Origin of the sequence: Diaphorobacter sp. HDW4A (assembly GCF_011305995.1) — a bacterium.
Taxonomy (GTDB): Bacteria; Pseudomonadota; Gammaproteobacteria; order Burkholderiales; family Burkholderiaceae_C; genus Diaphorobacter_A.
This window is the reverse complement of sequence record NZ_CP049910.1, coordinates 4,755,799-4,773,845: the sequence shown is the minus strand read 5'-3', so window position 1 is coordinate 4,773,845 and position 18,047 is coordinate 4,755,799. Positions and strand designations below refer to the sequence as shown.

The following is an 18,047-nucleotide window of genomic DNA, read 5'->3' as shown; positions in this document are numbered from 1 at the left end:
TCACATTCGGAAGAATCTGAACGATTGCAACGGGTCTTACGAAATTACTGCGGGGCGACCCTGTATCAGTCGGGCGACCCCTGTGGAGGCGTCTAAAAGTCTGGTGTTTGAAAGTATTAATCGATATGTAGACACTGTACTTCTCTGGTCTGGTAACACACCAGTGCCTCGCAAAAGGAGGCGACGCCCATGTTGGCTGTTAACCTGAAACCTACCGTCGGTCCGGCTAAAGCACCTGCTGTCATTTTCAGAAGACGACTGCACCAATCAACGAGACATGAAGCCTGCTGTGCATACGGCTCCTGACAGCCCGATATCAGGACTCCTCTGCACGAAACTCGTCTATGCTCAATACTCGTGTGCACCAAAGCGAGGCGAGCATGGCGACCGATACCGTACCGATTGCCGAGCGCGGCGTAGCCACCCTGTCAGAACAGGCATGGGAGCGTGCTCGCTGCCGCGCGGAGATCATTGGGCCGTTGGCGCAGTCGGAGACGGTCGGGCATGAAGCGGCCGACGCAGCAGCCCAGGCGCTGGGTCTGTCCCGGCGGCAGGTCTACGTCCTGATCCGCCGTGCCCGGCAAGGTTCGGGGCTGGTCACTGATTTGGCTCTTGGACAGTCGAGCGGTGGCAAAGGTAAAGGCCGCTTGCCGGAGTCGGTCGAACGAATCATCCGCGAGCTACTGCAAAAGCGCTTCCTGACCAAGCAGAAGCGCAGCTTGGCGGCGTTCCACCGTGAAGTTGCGCGGGTGTGCAAGCTGCAAAAGCTGCGGATGCCGGCGCGCAACACGGTCGCGTTGCGGATCGCCAGCCTTGATCCACTCAAGACCACTCGACTTCGGGAAGGCCAGGATGCGTCCCGCATCCTGCAAGGTGTTGGCGGTGTTCCTCCGCCAGTCTCCGCACCGCTGGAGCAGGTACAGATCGACCACACAGTCATCGACCTGATCGTGGTGGACGAGCGCGACCGGCAACCGATTGGCCGTCCGTACCTGACCCTCGCCATCGACGTGTTCACCCGCTGCGTGGTTGGCATGGTGGTCACGTTAGAAGCGCCATCTGCCGTCTCGGTCGGCCTGTGCCTCGCACACGCCGGTTGCGACAAGCGCCCTTGGTTGGAAAGGTTGGACGTGGAAATGGACTGGCCGATGAGCGGCAAGCCCGCGCTGCTCTACCTGGACAACGCGGCCGAATTCAAGAGCGAGGCGCTACGCCGTGGCTGCGAGCAGCATGGCATCCGGTTGGACTATCGGCCTCTCGGGCAGCCGCACTATGGCGGCATCGTGGAACGGATCATCGGCACGGCGATGCAAATGATCCACGACGAATTGCCGGGGACGACCTTCTCCAACCCTGACCAGCGCGGGGAATACGCCTCCGAGAAGATGGCCGCCCTGACACTGCGCGAGCTGGAACGCTGGCTCGCATTGGCGGTTGGCACCTATCACGGCTCCGTGCACAACGGCCTGCTCCAACCGCCGGCCGCACGCTGGGCCGAAGCTGTCGCGCGTACCGGCGTTCCAACCGTCATCACTCGCACCACGGCTTTTCTGGTCGATTTCCTGCCCGTCCTCCGCCGCACCCTGACCCGCACTGGCTTCGTCATCGACCACATCCACTACTACGCCGATGCGCTCAAGCCGTGGATAGCTCGGCGCGACCGCCTGCCTGCGTTCCTGATCCGGCGCGACCCACGCGACATCAGCCGCATTTGGGTGCTGGAGCCGGAGGGGCAGCACTATCTGGAAATTCCATACCGTACCTTGTCGCACCCGGCTGTCACCCTCTGGGAACAACGGCAGGCGCTGGCGAAATTGCGGCAGCAAGGGCGCGAACAGGTGGATGAGTCGGCGCTGTTCCGCATGATCGGGCAGATGCGCGAAATCGTGACCACTGCGCAGAAAGCCACGCGCAAGGCGCGGCGCGACGCGGATCGACGCCAGCATCTCAAGTCAACGGAACAACCTGTCAAAACCACGCCACCAGCGGACACGGACATGGCAGACCCGCAGGCGGACAACCAGCCACCTGCCAAACCGTTCGACCAGATTGAGGAGTGGTAGCCGTGGACGAATATCCCATCATCGACCTGTCCCACCTGCTGCCGGCGGCCCAGGGCTTGGCCCGTCTCCCGGCGGACGAGCGCATCCATCGCCTTCGCGCCGACCGCTGGATCGGCTATCCGCGAGCAGTCGAGGCGTTGAACCGGCTGGAAGCCCTGTATACGTGGCCAAACAAACAACGCATGCCCAACCTGCTGTTGGTCGGTCCAACCAACAACGGCAAGTCGATGATCGTCGAGAAGTTCCGCCGCGCCCACCCGGCCAGCTCCGACGCCGACCAGGAGCACATCCCGGTATTGGTCGTGCAGATGCCGTCCGAGCCATCGGTGATCCGCTTCTACGTCGCGCTGCTCGCGGCGATGGGAGCACCATTGCGACCGCGCCCACGGCTGCCGGAAATAGAGCAACTGGCGCTGACACTGCTGCGCAAGCTCGGTGTGCGTTTGCTGGTGATCGACGAGCTGCACAACGTCCTGGCCGGCAACAGCGTCAACCGCCGGGAATTCCTCAACCTGCTGCGCTTCCTCGGCAACGAATTGCGCATCCCGCTGGTCGGTGTGGGCACACGCGACGCCTACCTGGCCATCCGCTCGGATGACCAGTTGGAAAATCGCTTCGAGCCGATGATGCTGCCGGTGTGGGAGGCCAACGACGATTCCTGTTCACTGCTGGCCAGCTTCGCGGCTTCGCTCCCGCTGCGGCGACCTTCGTCGATTGCCACGCTGGACATGGCTCGCTACCTGCTCACGCGCAGCGAGGGCACTATTGGCGAGCTGGCGCACCTATTGATGGCGGCGGCCGTGGCCGCCGTGGAGAGTGGTGAGGAAGCGATCAACCACCGCACGCTCAGCATGGCCGATTACACCGGTCCCAGCGAGCGGCGGCGGCAATTCGAGCGGGAACTGATGTGAAGCCAGCGCCACGCTGGCCACTGCATCCGGCACCCAGGGAAGCCGAAGCCCTGTCTTCGTGGCTCAACCGCGTGGCCCTTTGCTATCACATGGAAGTGTCCGAGCTGCTGGAGCACGATCTTGGTCACGGCCAGGTTGATGACCTGGACACCGCGCCACCACTGGCGCTGCTGGCGATGCTCTCCCAGCGGAGCGGTATCGAGCTGGATCGGCTGCGCTGCATGAGTTTCGCCGGCTGGGTGCCTTGGCTACTGGACAGCCTTGATGATCAGATTCCAGCCGCATTGGAAACCTATGCGTTCCAGCTCTCGGTGCTGCTGCCGAAACTCCGCCGTAGGACGCGATCCATCACGAGCTGGCGTGCCTGGCTGCCCAGCCAGCCGATACATCGCGCCTGTCCGCTCTGTCTGAACGACCCGGCAAACCACGCCGTACTGCTTGCATGGAAGCTGCCCCTGATGCTGAGCTGCCCGCTGCATGGCTGCTGGCTGGAATCCTATTGGGGCGTGCCTGGGCGGTTTCTCGGCTGGGAGAACGCCGACACTGCGTCGCGCACCGCCAGCGACGCGATTGCAGTGATGGACCGGCGTACCTGGCAGGCACTGACGACCGGCCATGTGGAACTGCCGCGCCGACGCATCCACGCTGGTTTGTGGTTTCGACTGCTACGCACGCTGCTCGATGAGCTGAACACCCCGCTTTCGGCGTGCGGAACCTACGCGGGGTATCTTCGCCAAGTCTGGCAAGGCTGCGGGCATCTGCTGCGTGCTGGGCAAAGTCTGTGGCGACCGTATGAAACCCTGAACCCGGCAATACGGTTGCAGATGCTGGAGGCGGCGGCAACGGCAATCAGCTTGATCGAGGTGAGGGATATCAGCCCGCCAGGCGAGCATGCAAAGCTGTTCTGGTCCGAGCCCCAAACCGGGTTCACCAGTGGTCTGCCGGCGAAAGCGCCGAAGCCCGAACCCGTCAATCACTGGCAACGGGCGGTCCAAGCTATCAGTGAGGCGATCATTGAAGCGCGGCACGACCCCGAGACGGCACGCTCGCTGTTCGCGTTGGCTTCCTATGGTCGGCGCGATCCCGCTTCCCTGGAACAGTTGCGCACCACCTTTGCAAAGGAAGGCATCCCCCCGGAATTTTTGTCACATTACGAGCCTAATGGGCCCTTTGCATGTCTTAGACAGAATGACGGGTTAAGTGACAACTTTTGACGGTTAGAACTTTCCGGCGCATACTGTCACATAATCGAACGTATATGTGACAGGTATGACATGCTAATCGGCTACATGCGGGTATCGAAGGCGGATGGCTCCCAGGCCACTGACTTGCAGCGCGACGCGCTGATCGCCGCCGATGTCGACCCGGCGCATCTTTACGAAGACCAGGCATCCGGCAAGCGCGAGGATCGTCCCGGCTTGGCGAGCTGTTTGAAGGCGTTGCGTTCAGGGGATACCTTGGTCGTATGGAAGCTCGACCGGCTCGGGCGCGACCTTCGGCACCTGATCAACACCGTGCACGATCTGACTGGGCGTGGCGTCGGTCTCAAGGTGCTGAGCGGCCACGGTGCGGCCATCGACACGACGACCGCTGCTGGCAAACTGGTCTTCGGCATCTTCGCCGCACTGGCCGAATTCGAGCGCGAGCTGATCGCAGAGCGCACAGTAGCGGGCTTGGCCTCGGCGCGGGCGCGCGGTAGGAAAGGTGGTCGGCCTTTCAAGATGACCGCCGCCAAGCTGCGCCTGGCGATGGCGGCAATGGGGCAGACTGAAACTAAGGTCGGCGACCTGTGCCAAGAGCTCGGCATCACGCGACAGACCTTGTACCGGCATATTTCTCCCAAGGGGGAATTGCGCGCAGATGGAATACGACTGCTGTCCAAGATGTAAAAGAAAAACTGGCCTCTACATGGTCAGCACGGATTCGAGGATGACGGCGCTCATCGCGGCATCAATTCACCTATTCACGCCGTCAAATCAGCTTTTTTGTACTGCCATTTGACGCGATGACCGCGAATTGATCGTAAAAACCACCACAATGATGAATAACACAGCGAATTGCGCTGAGAGTGTTTGCCACGACGGATAGATGCCCAGCAGATCAATGCGTGGGATCGATATTGGGCTGGTATGCAATAACCCTGCTTCTTGCAGACCTGCGATGCCCTTGCCTGCCAAGACCACGGCAAGTATGGCTACCAGCAGTGAGCTGGCAGCGAAGAACTGGCCAATCGGCAGGCGCGCACTGGTGCGCAGCAGCACGACTGCCAGCAGGGCCAGGATTCCCATGCCAGTGCCCAAGCCCGCCAGCAGGGGCCAGCCATTTCCTTCTGTCCAGAGCGCTGCGTAGAACAGCACCGTCTCGAACACCTCACGCGGAACGTGTCAATGAATATGCTGCACCCGGGATCATGAATTGACTGTGCAGGGTGATGGCGTTTGCGTGGTGACGATCTCCGGCGCGGGTGGGTTGATCCAGACCGCAGTGGGCAGTTTGCCGGGCGTTGGGCGAAGGCCCTTGAAGCGCCGGGGAGAGGCCCGGAACGCGGTGTCGAGCGCGGTCTGGCGGAGTTCACGCAGGGCCGGTGCAAGCCCATAGTGAACGGCCTGGGGTGTCATGTAGCCGATGCTTGAGTGGCGGTGCTCGGTGTTGTACCAGGCGAAGAAGGCCTGACAGTGCAGGCGAGCATCCTCGATGCAGCCGAAGCGGGCCGGGAAGTCCGGGCGGTACTTCATGGTTTTGAACTGCGACTCCGAGTACGGGTTGTCGTCGGAGACATGGGGCCGACTGTGGCTCTTGGCGATGTCGAGATCGACCGTGAGCGGCCAGCGGTCCCCCGTCAGGCGAGCCTGATCAATCCGGGATTTGCGGCGGCTGCCAGCGATGAGGCAACAAGTCGTCGATGCGGCTGTTGAGGTGGGTGGGCAGCCGATCGAGCACGTCGCGCAGGTAGGCCCAGGGTTCGAGCCCGTTGAGCTTGGCCGACTGCACCAGGCTCATGACCACGGCCGCACGCTGGCCGGCGAGTTCGCTGCCACAGAACAACCAGGCCTTCCTGCCCATGGCCCAGGGCTTGATCTGGCGTTCGAGGTGGTTGTTGTCCACGGGCACCGCCCCGTCGAGCAGGTGGCGCGTCAACGCTGGCCAGTGGTTGAGGCTGTAGTCGATGGCGTTGGCCGTGGCGCCGCCATCGGCGACACGACCGCGTTCGAGCTTGAGCCAGGTGTGCAACTCCTGCCACAGCGGCGCGGCGATGCGTTGACGGGCCTGCGTTCGCGTCGGGCCGTCCATGCCGGCGAACGACTTCTCGGCATGGTAGATCGCCGCGAAGCGCACGATCGCCTGGGTGGCCAGGGTGCTCTTGCCGGACTTGGCGAGTTCGTCGAACTTGCGTCGGGCGTGCGCCGCACAGGCCGCCGAGACACGCTGCGGGAAGACCTTGGGGTCGAGCACCGAGTCATAGCCGCCGTAGCGGTCGCACACGAGCGTGCCGCTCCAGGGCGGATCCCGGCTCTCGGCGGGCCGGTCGGCCTGGCTGCCGGGTGGACTGGGCAGCCCGCCCAGGAAGGCCAGCGGGTACTTGCTGCCCCGCCCCGGACAGAAGTCGTAGACCACGCCGGGCCGGGGATCGAATTCCCCGCGTGCATAGGCCCAGACGTACGCTTTCCTGGTCTTGCCTGCACCCGGGTCCAGCATGTCCACCGTCGTCTCGTCGGCCTGCACGACCGCGCTGCCCAGCACGAAGCGCTTGAGCGCCTCGTACAGCGGGTGCAGCGCCGCGCCCGCCTGACCGGCCCACGCGGCCAGCGTCGAGCGCGGGGTGTGCACGCCCGAGCGGGCATTGATCGCCTCCTGCCGGTAGTACGGCACATGGTCGGCGAACCGGCTGATGAGCGTGTACGCCACCAGTCCGCTCGCCGGGATGCCCCGCTCAATGATCTGCGGCTCGGCGGGCTCCTGCACCAGGCGATCGACGCCCTGGCGCTGGCAGCACCGGCAGACCCACTTGCCCCGGATGTGCCGGTGCACGAAGGGGTCTCCTCGTTTTCAGTGCAATAAGTGACGGTACGCAAAGCTAGCACTGGCGCGGGGGTGGTCTGGGTAGACCGTTGATTTCATTGACTTTCCTGTTCGCTTTGTAAACGGGTATGGTGGCCTCCCACTTTTGAGGTTCACGATGCAGGGTTGGCACACAACGTTTTTGGGGATGCGTGGGCTCCCCCGCGATATCAGCGACTTCGAGATGAAGGCATTTTTCACCTTCGATGGTGCCGAGCGCGACGCAATCAATGCACGCCGAGGTGATTCCCACAAGCTTGGTCTGGCGCTCCATATTGGTTTCCTGCGCATGAGTGGGCGTTTGCTCGGTGCCTTTCGGGTAATTCCAGTAGCCTTGTGGCGCCACCTTGGCAACGAGCTTGGCATTGCAGCACCAGAAGTCGCCTCGCTGAGAGCCATGTATGAACGCGGGCGCACGCTATTCGATCACCAACAAGTAGCCTGCACGGTCCTTGGATTCCAGTGGATGAGCGAGCACCAGCGCCGCTCACTGGTACGTGAACTGCGCGACGAAGTGGCGCGCTGCGCCGACCGCGATCAGCTACTCGTGCGGGCGCGTCAATGGCTGTACAAGAACAAGCTGGTGATCGTGCACGAGCGGGCAATTCGGACACTGATTGCGGCGGCACTTGCCCAGCTTGAAGTTGAAACAGGCACCGCCATCGCCGCCAGCGTTGATCCAGCAACACTTGATCGCTGGCGAGCCTCAGTTTCAGAGCTGCGCCCAGATGGACAAACCCAGCAGAGTTGGCTATGGGCTGCACCGGCGAAACACTCAACCCGCCAAATCAGCGAGGTACTGGAGCGCATCGACCTGCTTTACACGCTGGACGTTCATAAGCACCTGGCAGACATCCCCGATCTCATCTTGCGCCGCTACGCGCGCCGACTTGTCTCCAGGCCGCCCTCAGCCGGAGCCAAGATCAAAGAGCCAGCGCGCACCGTGGAGGTCGCATGCTTTCTTCGGTATTGCCTGTTCACCACCACAGACCAGTTGATCCTTATGGTGCAGCGCCGGATCGCCGATCTGTGGCGTCAGGCTGCCGCCGATGTCCCCGCTACCGTCAATTGGGCCGCAATGTACAAAACGCTGCTCGGCGAACTTGTTGCCTTGAGCGCGCAAGGTGCGGTGCCAGATGCTGAGTTGCGTGCCCGTCTTGAAGCCTTGATCACCGAAACCCAGAAACGCAAACCACCGAGCAGGGCCTCCCTGGTCCGCGAGGGATTGATTGATGGAATTCGCCCCGTGCGGTCGTTGCTCGTCGCCATTGCAAAGCTGCCCTGGCAGGCCACCGGCGAGCATCCTGCCATCGAGTACCTTGCCAAGCTGCAAGCTTTATATCTCAAAGGATCCAGAAAGCTGCCAGTTGAAGTGGTGGCACCAAGTCTGGGAATGATCTGGCAGGTTTCGATCTCCAGCCCAGACCGGGAACGGGCGTTTCAGGCGTTGGAGGTGGCCACCCTGTTTGCCCTGCGCCGCGCGGTGCGCAATGGCTCGGTCTGGATTGAGCACAGCCTGAGCTTTCGGGGTCGTGCGCGCTTGTTCTTCACGGACGAGCGTTGGCAGGCAGAGTCCAAGAAACACTATGCCCGTCTATCGTTACCCAGCAAGGCTGCCACTTTCTTGAAGCCTTTGCTGGCCAGAGTAACTGCCGGTGTCGATGCGGTGGCCGCTGCAGCCCGCAGTGGCGTACTGCGCGTGGATGATGAACTCCATTTGTCGCCATTGCCCGCAGAGGACGAAGACCCAGAAGTGACCAAGCTGCGCGCGGCTTTGGATCACCGCATCGGTGAGGTTCAATTGCCGGAAGTGATTCTGGCCGTTGACGCCCAGGTGCGCTTTAGCTGGATCATGCTCGGACGTGAGCCGCGCTCTACCGACGAGCTGCTGATGGTCTATGCCGGCATCATGGCCCACGGCACCAGTCTGACTGCGGTCGAATGCGCGCGCATGATTCCGCAATTGTCTGCCACCAGCATTCGCCAGGCCATGCGCTGGGCGCGGGACGAACGGCGTCTGAGCCAGGCCTGCCAGGCTGTGCTGGAATTCATGCAGCGACACCCGATTGCCGCCACCTGGGGGCGGTCCGATTTGGCATCTTCTGACATGATGAGCATGGAGACCACCAAACGGGTGTGGCAAGCCCGGCTTGATCCTCGGCGCAACACACCTTCCATTGGAATCTACTCCCATGTAAAAGACCGGTGGGGCATCTTCCATGCGCAGCCCTTTGTGCTCAATGAGCGCCAGGCGGGCGTGGCCATTGAAGGTGTCATCCGCCAAGAAAAGCTGGAGACCAGCCAGCTTGCTGTGGATACCCATGGCTACACCGACTTTGCCATGTCACATGCCCGTTTGCTTGGTTTTGATCTTTGCCCGCGGTTGAAGGAACTCAAACAGCGCCACCTCTTTGTGCCACGCGGCACCAAAGTGCCCGCAGAAATCGCTGCGGTGTGCGAAGCCAATGTCGACGTCGCTTTGATCGAAAAGCATTGGGATAGTCTGGTGCACCTGGCAGCCTCGGTCATGAGCGGACATGCCAGTGCGGTGGCAGCTCTTGCGCGGTTCGGTTCTGCCGCCCAGGGCGATCCAATCTATGAGGCTGGCGTGCAATTGGGGCGGTTGCTGCGTACGGCGTTTTTGGCTGACTACTTTGTCAAGGACGCTTTCAGGAACGAGTTGCGCCGGGTGCTCAATCGGGGCGAGGCTGTTAACGCCCTCAAGCGCGCCATTTATACCGGCCGGATCAGCCCGGCGCAGGCCAAACGTGTCGATGAAATGCAGGCTGTGGCCGATGCGTTGAGCCTGATGGCCAACATCGTGATGGCGTGGAATACCTCACAGATGCAGGCGGTCCTGGATCGCTGGTCGAACCGCCGCCAGGTCATTCCACCGGAACTGATCGGGAAGATTGCGCCCACCAGGCTGGAGAGCATCAACTTGCGGGGTGTGTTTCGCTTCCCGGTTGACCGCTATGCTGACCAAATCCTGCCTTCGCGGCCAAATGCATCGATAACTGGCACCAATGGATGAAACCGACCACGGTTTGACGCCACGAATCGCAGATTTGAAAGTGAACAGGAAAGTCAATGAAATCAACGATCTACCAACACCACCTCCGCGCCAGTGCTAGCTTTTCGTACCGTCACTTATTGCACTGAAAACGAGGAGACCCCTCGTCGTGGACGGTGGGGCCGTTGATGTGGCAGATGCCGGATTCGATGCGCTGGGCGACGCTCCAGGCCAGGCCCACGTCGCGGCTGAAGACGGCGGAGGCCAGGCCGTACGGGTTGTCGTTGGCGCAGGCGATTGCGGCTTCGGTGCCCTGCACGCGCACGATGCCCTTGACGGGGCCGAACGATTCCTCGTGGTAGATCTTCATCTCGGCGGTGACGTGATCGAGCAGCGTGGCGGGCATGAGCGTGGAATCGGCCTTGCCGCCGCACAGCAGTTGTGCGCCCTTGGTGAGCGCGTCGTCGATCAGCGCATTGCAGCGCTTGACGGTGGCCATGTCGATCACCGAGCCGAGCACGGCGGGGCTCACGCGCGGGTCGGCGAGCGGCAGGCTGGCGGCCTTGGTGGTGAGCTTGGCGACGAAGGCATCGGCGATGGAGACGTCGACGATGATGCGCTCGGTGGACATGCAGATCTGGCCGGAGTTGGCGAAGGCGCCAAAGGCGGCGGCGTTCACTGCGGCGTCGAGATCGGCATCGGCGAGCACGAGGAACGGGGCTTTGCCGCCGAGCTCGAGCACGCTGGGCTTGATGTACTTGGCGCAGAGGCTGGCGATGATCTGGCCGACGCGCGTCGAGCCGGTGAAGTTCACGCGGCGCACCGCCGGATGCGCGACCATGGCCTCGACGATTTCGCCCGCGTCTTCGGGGCGGTTGGTGACGAAGTTGACCACGCCGGCGGGCAGGCCCGCTTCGAACAGCGCGTCGATGATCAGGCCATGCGTGGCGGGGCAAAGTTCAGAGCCCTTGAGCACCACGGTGTTGCCGCAGGCCAGCGGCGTGGCGATGGCGCGCACGCCGAGGATCACGGGTGCATTCCACGGTGCCATGCCGAGCACCACACCGGCGGGCTGGCGCACGCCCATTGCCAGATTTCCAGGCACGTCGGACGGGATGAGCTCGCCGCCGATCTGCGTGGTGAGCGCGGCGGCTTCCTTGAGCATGTCGGCCGCGAGATGCACATTGAAGCCAGCCCACATGGCGGATGCGCCGGTCTCGGCGGCCATGGCCTTGGCGAATGCGGACTCTTTGGCGCGCAGGGCCTCCGAGGCCTTGAGCAGGTATTCGCGGCGCGCGGTCGGGCCGAGTTGTGACCACTGCGCGAACGCGCCCTTGGCCGCATCGACGGCGGCCATCGCGTCGGCTACGGTGGCTGCGGGCGCAGTGGTGGCGATGCTCTCGTCGAGCGGGTTGCGGCGCACGAAGGTGGCGCCGCTTGCGGCCTGACGCCGTGCGTCGCCGATCAGCATGGAAATGGTGCTCATGAAGGTCTCCCGTGTGTGTTGATGAGTGTTGGTGAACAGGGTGGGCGCCTCCTGCGCGGATATCGCTTTCTGGCGAGATCGGTAGCTAGGGAAACCACCATATTGTTATGACACATATCGATTATCTAACATAACGACTTGCATCGACGCTAGGGATTTCGCGTAGAGCCTCCGGTCTCGAGCGAAGCCCGTCCGGCGCGGCAATCCAAACATCTTTTCACTGAGGGAATGACCATGAGCACCACTGCATCAAACGAAGCGCAAACCGTTGCCTGCACCGTCGAGAACCGCATCGCGTGGGTGAGTTTCAACCGGCCCGAGAAGCGCAACGCAATGAGTCCGGCGCTCAATCGCCAGATGATGCGTGTGCTCGATGACATTGAGTTCCGCGACGATGTCGGCGTGGTGGTGCTGACCGGCGAGGGCACGGCCTGGACGGCGGGCATGGATCTGAAGGAATACTTCCGCGAAACCGAAGTGCTGGGCATGGCGGGCACGCGCAAGGCGCAGCGCGAGAGCTATGGCTGGTGGCGTCGTCTGCGCTGGTTCCAGAAGCCCACGGTCGCGATGATCAACGGCTGGTGCTTTGGCGGTGGTTACGGCCCGCTGTTTTCTTGCGATCTGGCGTTCGCATCCGAAGACGCGAAGTTCGGCCTCTCTGAAATCAACTGGGGAATTCTGCCGGGCGGCGGCGCATCCAAGGTGGCGGTGGAGCTGCTCAATTTCCGTCGCGCGATGTACCACGCGATGCTGGGCGAGAACATCGACGGCAAGACCGCTGCGGACTGGGGCTTGGTCAACGAGGCCGTGCCTGCCGATCAGCTCAAGGCGCGCGTGACGGCGGTGGCCGAAAGCCTGCTCAAGAAGAACCCCGTGGCGCTCAAGGCAACCAAGGACGCGATCCGCCGTGTGCGCGAGATGACGTATGACAACGCCGAAGATTTCCTCGTGCGTGCGCAGGAAGCCGCGAACAGCTACGACAACGAGGGCCGCAAAGAAGGCCTGCGCCAGTTCATCGACGAGAAGACCTACAAGCCGGGTCTGGGCGAATACGACCTTTCCAAGCAGAAGAAGGCCTGAGGCGTCATCGTCTGAGAGGGGCGGGCAGCGGAAGAACAGACAGATCAACAGACCATCCGGTCGGGGGAGGAGCAGCGTGAAAACATTGCATGGGACAACAAACGTAGAAGGCAGCGCCGACATCGGCCGACTGCTGCGGCCGCGCTCGGTCGCTATCGTCGGGGCGTCGGCCACGCCGGGGGCGCTGGGCGCGTCACTGCTCGGCAATCTGGAGCGCAACGGGTTTGCGGGTGACATCCACCTGATCAACCCCAAGCGCGCGGACATCAACGGTCGCGTGTGCCTCGCATCGGTGGCGCAACTGCCCGATGGCGTGGACGTGGCGGTGCTCGCGATTCCGCAGTCGGCGGTGCTCGAGAACGTGCGCGCGCTCGCCGAGCGCAAGGTGGGTGCGGTGGTGATCTTCTCCGCGGGCTTTGCCGAAGCCGGTGAGCAGGGGCTTGCGGAGCAGCACGAAATCGCCGAGATCGCGCGCCAGAGCGGCATGGTGATCGAGGGGCCGAACTGCCTTGGCTGCATCAACTATCTGGACCGCATACCGCTGACCTTTGTGGAGGTCAACACGGCGGCTAAGGGAGCTGCAGCAACGACCGTTCCGCTATCCATCGGCGTGGTCTCGCAGAGCGGCGCGATGATGACGGTGCTCTGCACCACGCTCGCGAGCCGCGACTTGCCGCTGTCCTATGCGGTATCCACCGGCAACGAGGCGGCGAGCCATGCCGAGGACTATGTGGAGTTTCTGCTCGACGATCCGCACACGCGCGTGATCGCGATGGTGGTCGAGCATTTTCGTCACCCGCAGCGCATTCTGGCGGCCGTGCGGCGCGCACGTGCACTCGGCAAGCCTGTGGTGCTGTTGCATCCGGGCAAGAGCAGCGCGGCGCGCGAATCGGCGGCCACGCACACGGGCGCGATGGCGGGCGACCACTCCATCATGCTCACCAAGATGCGCCGTGCGGGCGCGATGTTCGCGACGACGCTCGAGGAGCTGGGCGACATGGCCGAGATCGCAGTGCGCTGCGCGCAACTGCCCGCACAAGGCGTGGCGATTCTGGGCGAGTCGGGCGCGTTCAAGGCGCTGTGTCTGGACATCGCGGAAGACCTCGGCATCGCGCTGCCCGTGCTGGACGAAACCAACGCGCCCGCGCTGCGCAAGGCCATGCCTGCGTTCGTCGCGGTCAGCAATCCGCTCGATCTGACGGCGCAGGGGCTCGTCGAGCCGGACCTTTATTTCCGCGTGCTGCAGGCGCTGTTCGACGATGCGCGTTTTTCCACCATCGTTGTCTGCCTGATTCAGGGTGACCCTGTCACCAGCGCGATCAAGATGCCACCCGTGCTGCGCGCGGTGCGCGAACTCCGGCCGCACAAATCGGTGATCGTCGCGGGGTTGGATCAGGGCGCGGAGGTGCCCGCGAGCTTCATCGCGGAGATGCGCGAGCTGGGCATTCCGTATTTCCCGAGTACCGAGCGTGCGTTCCGTGCGGTCAGGAACATCAACGCATTCACCACGCACAGCTTTGATGCCAGCGCAGCTCCGGCGATCACGTTGTCATTGCCCGCCAAGCGCAGTGTGGTGCCGGAGTACGAATCCAAGGTGCTGCTCGCCACCGTGGGCGTGCCGTTTTCTGCGGGCCGTTTCGCGCGTGATGTGGACGAGGCGGTGCGTGCCGCCGCCGCGCTCGGCTATCCGGTGGCTCTCAAGGCGCAGTCCGAACAGCTCAGCCACAAGAGCGAAGCGGGCGGCGTGATTCTCGGCGTGGCCGACGAAGCCGCGCTGCGTGCTGCGTGGCAGCGCATGCAGGACAACGTGCGTGCCTACGACGCGGGCATCGCGCTCGAAGGCATTCTTGTGGAGGCCATGGGCCAGCGCGGGCTCGAGATGATCATCGGCGCGAAGACCGATCCCGAATGGGGGCCGGTGATCCTCGCGGGGCTCGGCGGCGTGACGGCCGAGGTCATCAAAGACGTGCGGCTGCTCGATGCCGATCTGTCGGTGCCCGAGATTCTGGTGGAGCTCGATCTGCTGCAAAGCGCCGCACTGTTCCATGGGTTCCGTGGCATGCCGCCGCTCGATCTGCAGGCCGTCGCCGAGCTGATAGAGCGCATCGGCCAGGTGCTGCGCGGCACGCCCGCGCTGCGAGAGATCGATCTGAATCCCGTGGTCGTTCATCCACAAGGCAAGGGCGCGGTGGCGCTCGATGCGCTGATGCTCATCGACCAGCAGGCAGGAGGGAATGCGGCATGAGTTACATCACCAATCCATTGAACTCCAATGCGAGTGCGACCTCGGAAAACAAGGGCCTCGGATACGCCTACTACGTCACCTTCGTGCTGCTTTTCGCCTACACATTGTCGTTCGTAGACCGGCAGATTCTGGGCCTGCTGGTGCAGCCGATCAAGAAGGACTTGTCGCTCGCCGACTGGGAATTCAGCATCCTGCACGGTTTCGCTTTCGCGATCTTCTACACGCTGATCGGCATCTTTCTTGGCCGCGTGGCAGACCGCTGGAACCGCCGTAATCTCATCATCATCGGCATGCTGATCTGGGTGCTGGCGACGGGGGCGGGCGGCTATGTCACCGGCTTCGTGTCGCTGTTCATCGCACGCATGCTGGTGGGGGTGGGCGAGGCCGCGCTGTCACCCGCCGCATACTCGATACTGGCGGACTACTTTCCGCCCGAGCGGCGCGCGCGTGCGATGAGCATCTACACCTCGGGCGTATACATCGGCTCGGCAACGGCCTTCATCGTCGGCGGGCTGGTCATTCAGGCCGCGAGTCAGGGCAGCGAGGTCGTGATCCCGCTGCTCGGCAGCTTCAAGCCGTGGCAGGCGGCGTTCGTGTATGTGGCGTTGCCGGGCATTCCCGCGCTGCTGCTGATGTACACGGTGCGCGAACCGCTGCGACGTGGCATCCAGACGCTTGTCGGTCAGAAGCAGGCATCGACATCCACCATCGCAACGGCTCATGCGCACGTGCCTGCACCCAATCTTTCCCATGTGATCCAGCATCGGAGCGCCTATGTTCCGCTGCTGCTCGCGCCGGGGTTGAGCGGTCTGGTGACCTTCAGCGTGACGGCTTGGCTGCCCGCGACCTTTATCCGCCAATGGGGTTGGACGCCCGGGGAGATTGGCCCTGCCTACGGTTTGATCATCCTGACCTTCGGCATCGGCGGCATGCTGACCAGCGGCTTTCTCGCGGACTATCTGACGAGCCGTGGCAAGCTGGTCGGCTCGGTCGCGGTGTCGCTTTGTGCGACGGCAGTGCTCATCGCCTCGGGGCTGATGCTCGCATATGCCCAGACGCCCACCATAGCGCTAGTGGCGGTGTCGATAACCACCTTTTTCCTCGGCATGCCGGTGGCGCTCGCGCCGCCGATTCTGCAGTCGATCACGCCCAATCAACTGCGCGGTCAGGTTACCTCGATCTATCTGCTGATCGTCAACCTGATCGGGCTCGGCTGCGGCCCGTTCCTTGTCGCGTTCTTCACCGACTTCGTGTTCCACGACGAGAAGAAGGTCGGCATGTCGCTGGGCTTGGTCTGCGCGATGGGCGCGACGATTGGCGTGATCTGCCTCGCATCGGCCCTTGGTCCCTATCGTCGCCTGGTCGCTGAGATGCAGCGCGCCGCGAAGGAGGCTGCATGAGTTCAGGCGGTATTCCTTACCGTGCGCCGCTGGCCGACATTGCCTTCGTGATCGAGCGCTGGATCGATGCGCCCGCCGACTGGAAGTGCATGGACTGCCACGAGTCGCTCGACGCCGAAGCCGCGCGCATGGTGGCCGAGGCGGCGGGGCAGTTCTCTGCCGACACGCTCGCGCCGATCAACGGCACGGGCGATCTGCAGGGCTGCACGCTGGCGGAAGGGCGGGTCACGACGCCCGACGGCTTTCGCGAGGCCTATCGCGCGTACTGCGGCGCGGGCTGGACGGCGCTCGCCTGCGATCCGGCGGTGGGCGGTCAGGGCCTGCCGCAGCTGCTCGATGCGATGCTCAACGAGATGATCGTCTCGGGCAACCATGCATGGGCGATGTACCTCGGCATCTTGCACGGGGCCTACGCCTGCCTCAACGCCCACGCGCCCGAGTGGATGCGGGCGGCTTGGCTGCCGCATCTGGTGAGTGGCCGTTGGCTCGCCACCATGTGCCTGACCGAGCCGCAGGCGGGCAGCGATCTGGGACTGCTGCGCGCACAGGCGCGGCCGCAGGCGGATGGCAGCCATCGCATCGACGGTCAGAAGATCTTCATCTCGGGCGGCGAGCAGGATCTGACCGAAAACATCGTGCACCTCGTGCTCGCGCGCCTGCCCGATGCGCCGCCCGGCACCAAGGGCATCTCGCTGTTTCTGGTGCCCAAGCTCTTGCCGCAGGACGGCGGTTTCGAGCCCAATGCGGTGTTTTGCGACGGCATCGAAAAGAAGATGGGCATCAAGGGCAGCGCGACCTGCGCGATGCGTTTTGAGAGCGCCAAGGGCTGGCTGATCGGCGAGCCGCACCGGGGTCTGGCCGCCATGTTCATCATGATGAATTCGGCGCGGCTGCATGTCGGTCTGCAGGGGCTGGGGCATGCGGAGATGGCGTACCAGCTTGCACTCACCTATGCGCGGGAGCGTCAGCAGATGCGCGCACAGCCAAGGCCGCAAGGTGCCACGGGTGCTGCGGACGCCATCATCCACCATGCGCCGATGCGCCGCATCCTCATGGATCTGCGTGTGTGGACCGAGGGCATGCGTGCGCTCGGTTACTGGGCCGGGCATGTGCTCGATCTGACCGAACACGCGCCCGACGCGGCCGAGCGTGCGGGCCAGCAGGCGCTGGCGGCGCTGCTCACGCCGGTCATCAAGTCGTTCTTCACCGAACGCGGCTTCGAGCTGGCGAGCCAGGCACTGCAGGTGTTTGGCGGATACGGCTATGTGCACGAATACCGCATCGAGCAGATCGTGCGCGACAGCCGAATCGCGATGATCTACGAGGGCACGAACCAGATTCAGGCGCTCGACCTGCTGCAGCGCAAGGTGCTCGCAGGCGGTGGCGATGGGCTCGCGCCGCTGCTCGACGCGTTCCGGCACGAGGCAAATTTGGCGATGCGTTGCCCGAACGCCCGCGCCTATGGACAGACGCTCACGCAGTGGTGCGACCGGCTGATGGAGGCGACGGCGGCGTTGGCGAAAGATGCGCAGGCCGATGCGGAACTGCCCGCGCGTGCGGCCGAGGACTATCTGCGTCTGGTCGGCGTGATCGCGATGGCGTTCTCGTGGTGCCGCGCTGTGCGCGTGGCGGACGAAGCCCATGCGCACAAGCGGCAGAGTGCGTGCTATTTTTATGACCATGTGCTGGTGGACGCGGGGCATTGGCTTGCTCGCGTGCAGGCCGCGCGCCACGTGATTCCGATGATCGATGTGGGCTGAGAGCGAAAGATCGGTTTAGAGAGTCGCTAT

The 18,047-nt window shown here is 63.4% G+C and carries 11 protein-coding genes and 2 pseudogenes; 9 read left to right on the top strand and 4 right to left on the bottom strand.

Annotation, left to right across the window (positions count from 1 at the left end):
- Positions 1 to 380: 380 nt before the first annotated feature.
- The 4 genes from G7047_RS21910 to G7047_RS21895 are packed head-to-tail and all read left to right on the top strand — an operon-like array spanning position 381 to position 4,863.
- Positions 381 to 2,063: a Mu transposase C-terminal domain-containing protein gene (locus G7047_RS21910; protein ID WP_011494284.1), complete on the top strand. Its 1,683-nt coding sequence runs from the start codon at positions 381 to 383 to the stop codon at positions 2,061 to 2,063.
- A 2-nt stretch (positions 2,064 to 2,065) separates the two neighbouring features.
- The gene (locus tag G7047_RS21905) at positions 2,066 to 2,974 is read left to right on the top strand and encodes a TniB family NTP-binding protein (protein WP_166310047.1); all 909 of its coding nucleotides are present in this window, start codon (positions 2,066 to 2,068) and stop codon (positions 2,972 to 2,974) included.
- Positions 2,971 to 4,188, top strand: coding sequence for a TniQ family protein (locus G7047_RS21900; RefSeq protein WP_166310045.1), 1,218 nt, complete (start codon positions 2,971 to 2,973; stop codon positions 4,186 to 4,188). The genes G7047_RS21905 and G7047_RS21900 overlap by 4 nt, the downstream gene beginning before the upstream one ends.
- Before the next feature lie 60 nt (positions 4,189 to 4,248).
- Positions 4,249 to 4,863 (top strand): recombinase family protein, encoded by a 615-nt coding sequence (locus G7047_RS21895; protein WP_005303904.1) that lies wholly within the window; start codon positions 4,249 to 4,251, stop codon positions 4,861 to 4,863.
- A gap of 87 nt (positions 4,864 to 4,950) precedes the next feature.
- Here the strand turns inward: G7047_RS21895 and G7047_RS21890 are convergent.
- The 3 genes and pseudogenes from G7047_RS21890 to G7047_RS21880 all read right to left on the bottom strand — a co-directional run.
- Positions 4,951 to 5,355 (bottom strand): annotated as a pseudogene (locus G7047_RS21890) (FTR1 family protein); the annotation flags it as partial.
- Positions 5,356 to 5,382: 27 nt separating this feature from the next.
- Positions 5,383 to 5,778 (bottom strand): integrase core domain-containing protein, encoded by a 396-nt coding sequence (locus tag G7047_RS21885; RefSeq protein WP_371813898.1) that lies wholly within the window; start codon positions 5,776 to 5,778, stop codon positions 5,383 to 5,385.
- Between the two features lie 49 nt (positions 5,779 to 5,827).
- Positions 5,828 to 7,003, bottom strand: coding sequence for an IS66 family transposase (locus G7047_RS21880; protein WP_166310043.1), 1,176 nt, complete (start codon positions 7,001 to 7,003; stop codon positions 5,828 to 5,830).
- A 148-nt stretch (positions 7,004 to 7,151) separates the two neighbouring features.
- Here G7047_RS21880 and G7047_RS21875 point away from each other — a divergent pair, with 148 nt between their 5' ends.
- Positions 7,152 to 10,067, top strand: coding sequence for a Tn3-like element IS1071 family transposase (locus tag G7047_RS21875; protein WP_003049965.1), 2,916 nt, complete (start codon positions 7,152 to 7,154; stop codon positions 10,065 to 10,067).
- 127 nt (positions 10,068 to 10,194) lie between these two features.
- Here the strand turns inward: G7047_RS21875 and G7047_RS21870 are convergent.
- Positions 10,195 to 11,532, bottom strand: a pseudogene (locus tag G7047_RS21870) (aldehyde dehydrogenase family protein); the annotation flags it as partial.
- A 234-nt stretch (positions 11,533 to 11,766) separates the two neighbouring features.
- On the opposite strand from G7047_RS21870, the gene G7047_RS21865 reads away from it, so the two are divergent.
- The 4 genes from G7047_RS21865 to G7047_RS21850 all read left to right on the top strand — a co-directional run bounded on the left by G7047_RS21865 (position 11,767) and on the right by G7047_RS21850 (position 18,017).
- On the top strand, positions 11,767 to 12,612 hold the full coding sequence (locus tag G7047_RS21865; protein WP_166310039.1) for a p-hydroxycinnamoyl CoA hydratase/lyase: 846 nt from the start codon (positions 11,767 to 11,769) through the stop codon (positions 12,610 to 12,612).
- 76 nt (positions 12,613 to 12,688) lie between these two features.
- A complete protein-coding gene (locus G7047_RS21860) occupies positions 12,689 to 14,857 on the top strand; it encodes an acetate--CoA ligase family protein (RefSeq protein ID WP_240939215.1) in 2,169 nt (722 codons plus the stop codon).
- A complete protein-coding gene (locus G7047_RS21855; protein WP_166310037.1) occupies positions 14,854 to 16,257 on the top strand; it encodes an MFS transporter in 1,404 nt (467 codons plus the stop codon). The genes G7047_RS21860 and G7047_RS21855 overlap by 4 nt, the downstream gene beginning before the upstream one ends.
- On the top strand, positions 16,254 to 18,017 hold the full coding sequence (locus tag G7047_RS21850; protein ID WP_166310035.1) for an acyl-CoA dehydrogenase family protein: 1,764 nt from the start codon (positions 16,254 to 16,256) through the stop codon (positions 18,015 to 18,017). Before G7047_RS21855 ends, G7047_RS21850 begins: the two co-directional genes overlap by 4 nt.
- Positions 18,018 to 18,047 lie beyond the last annotated feature (30 nt).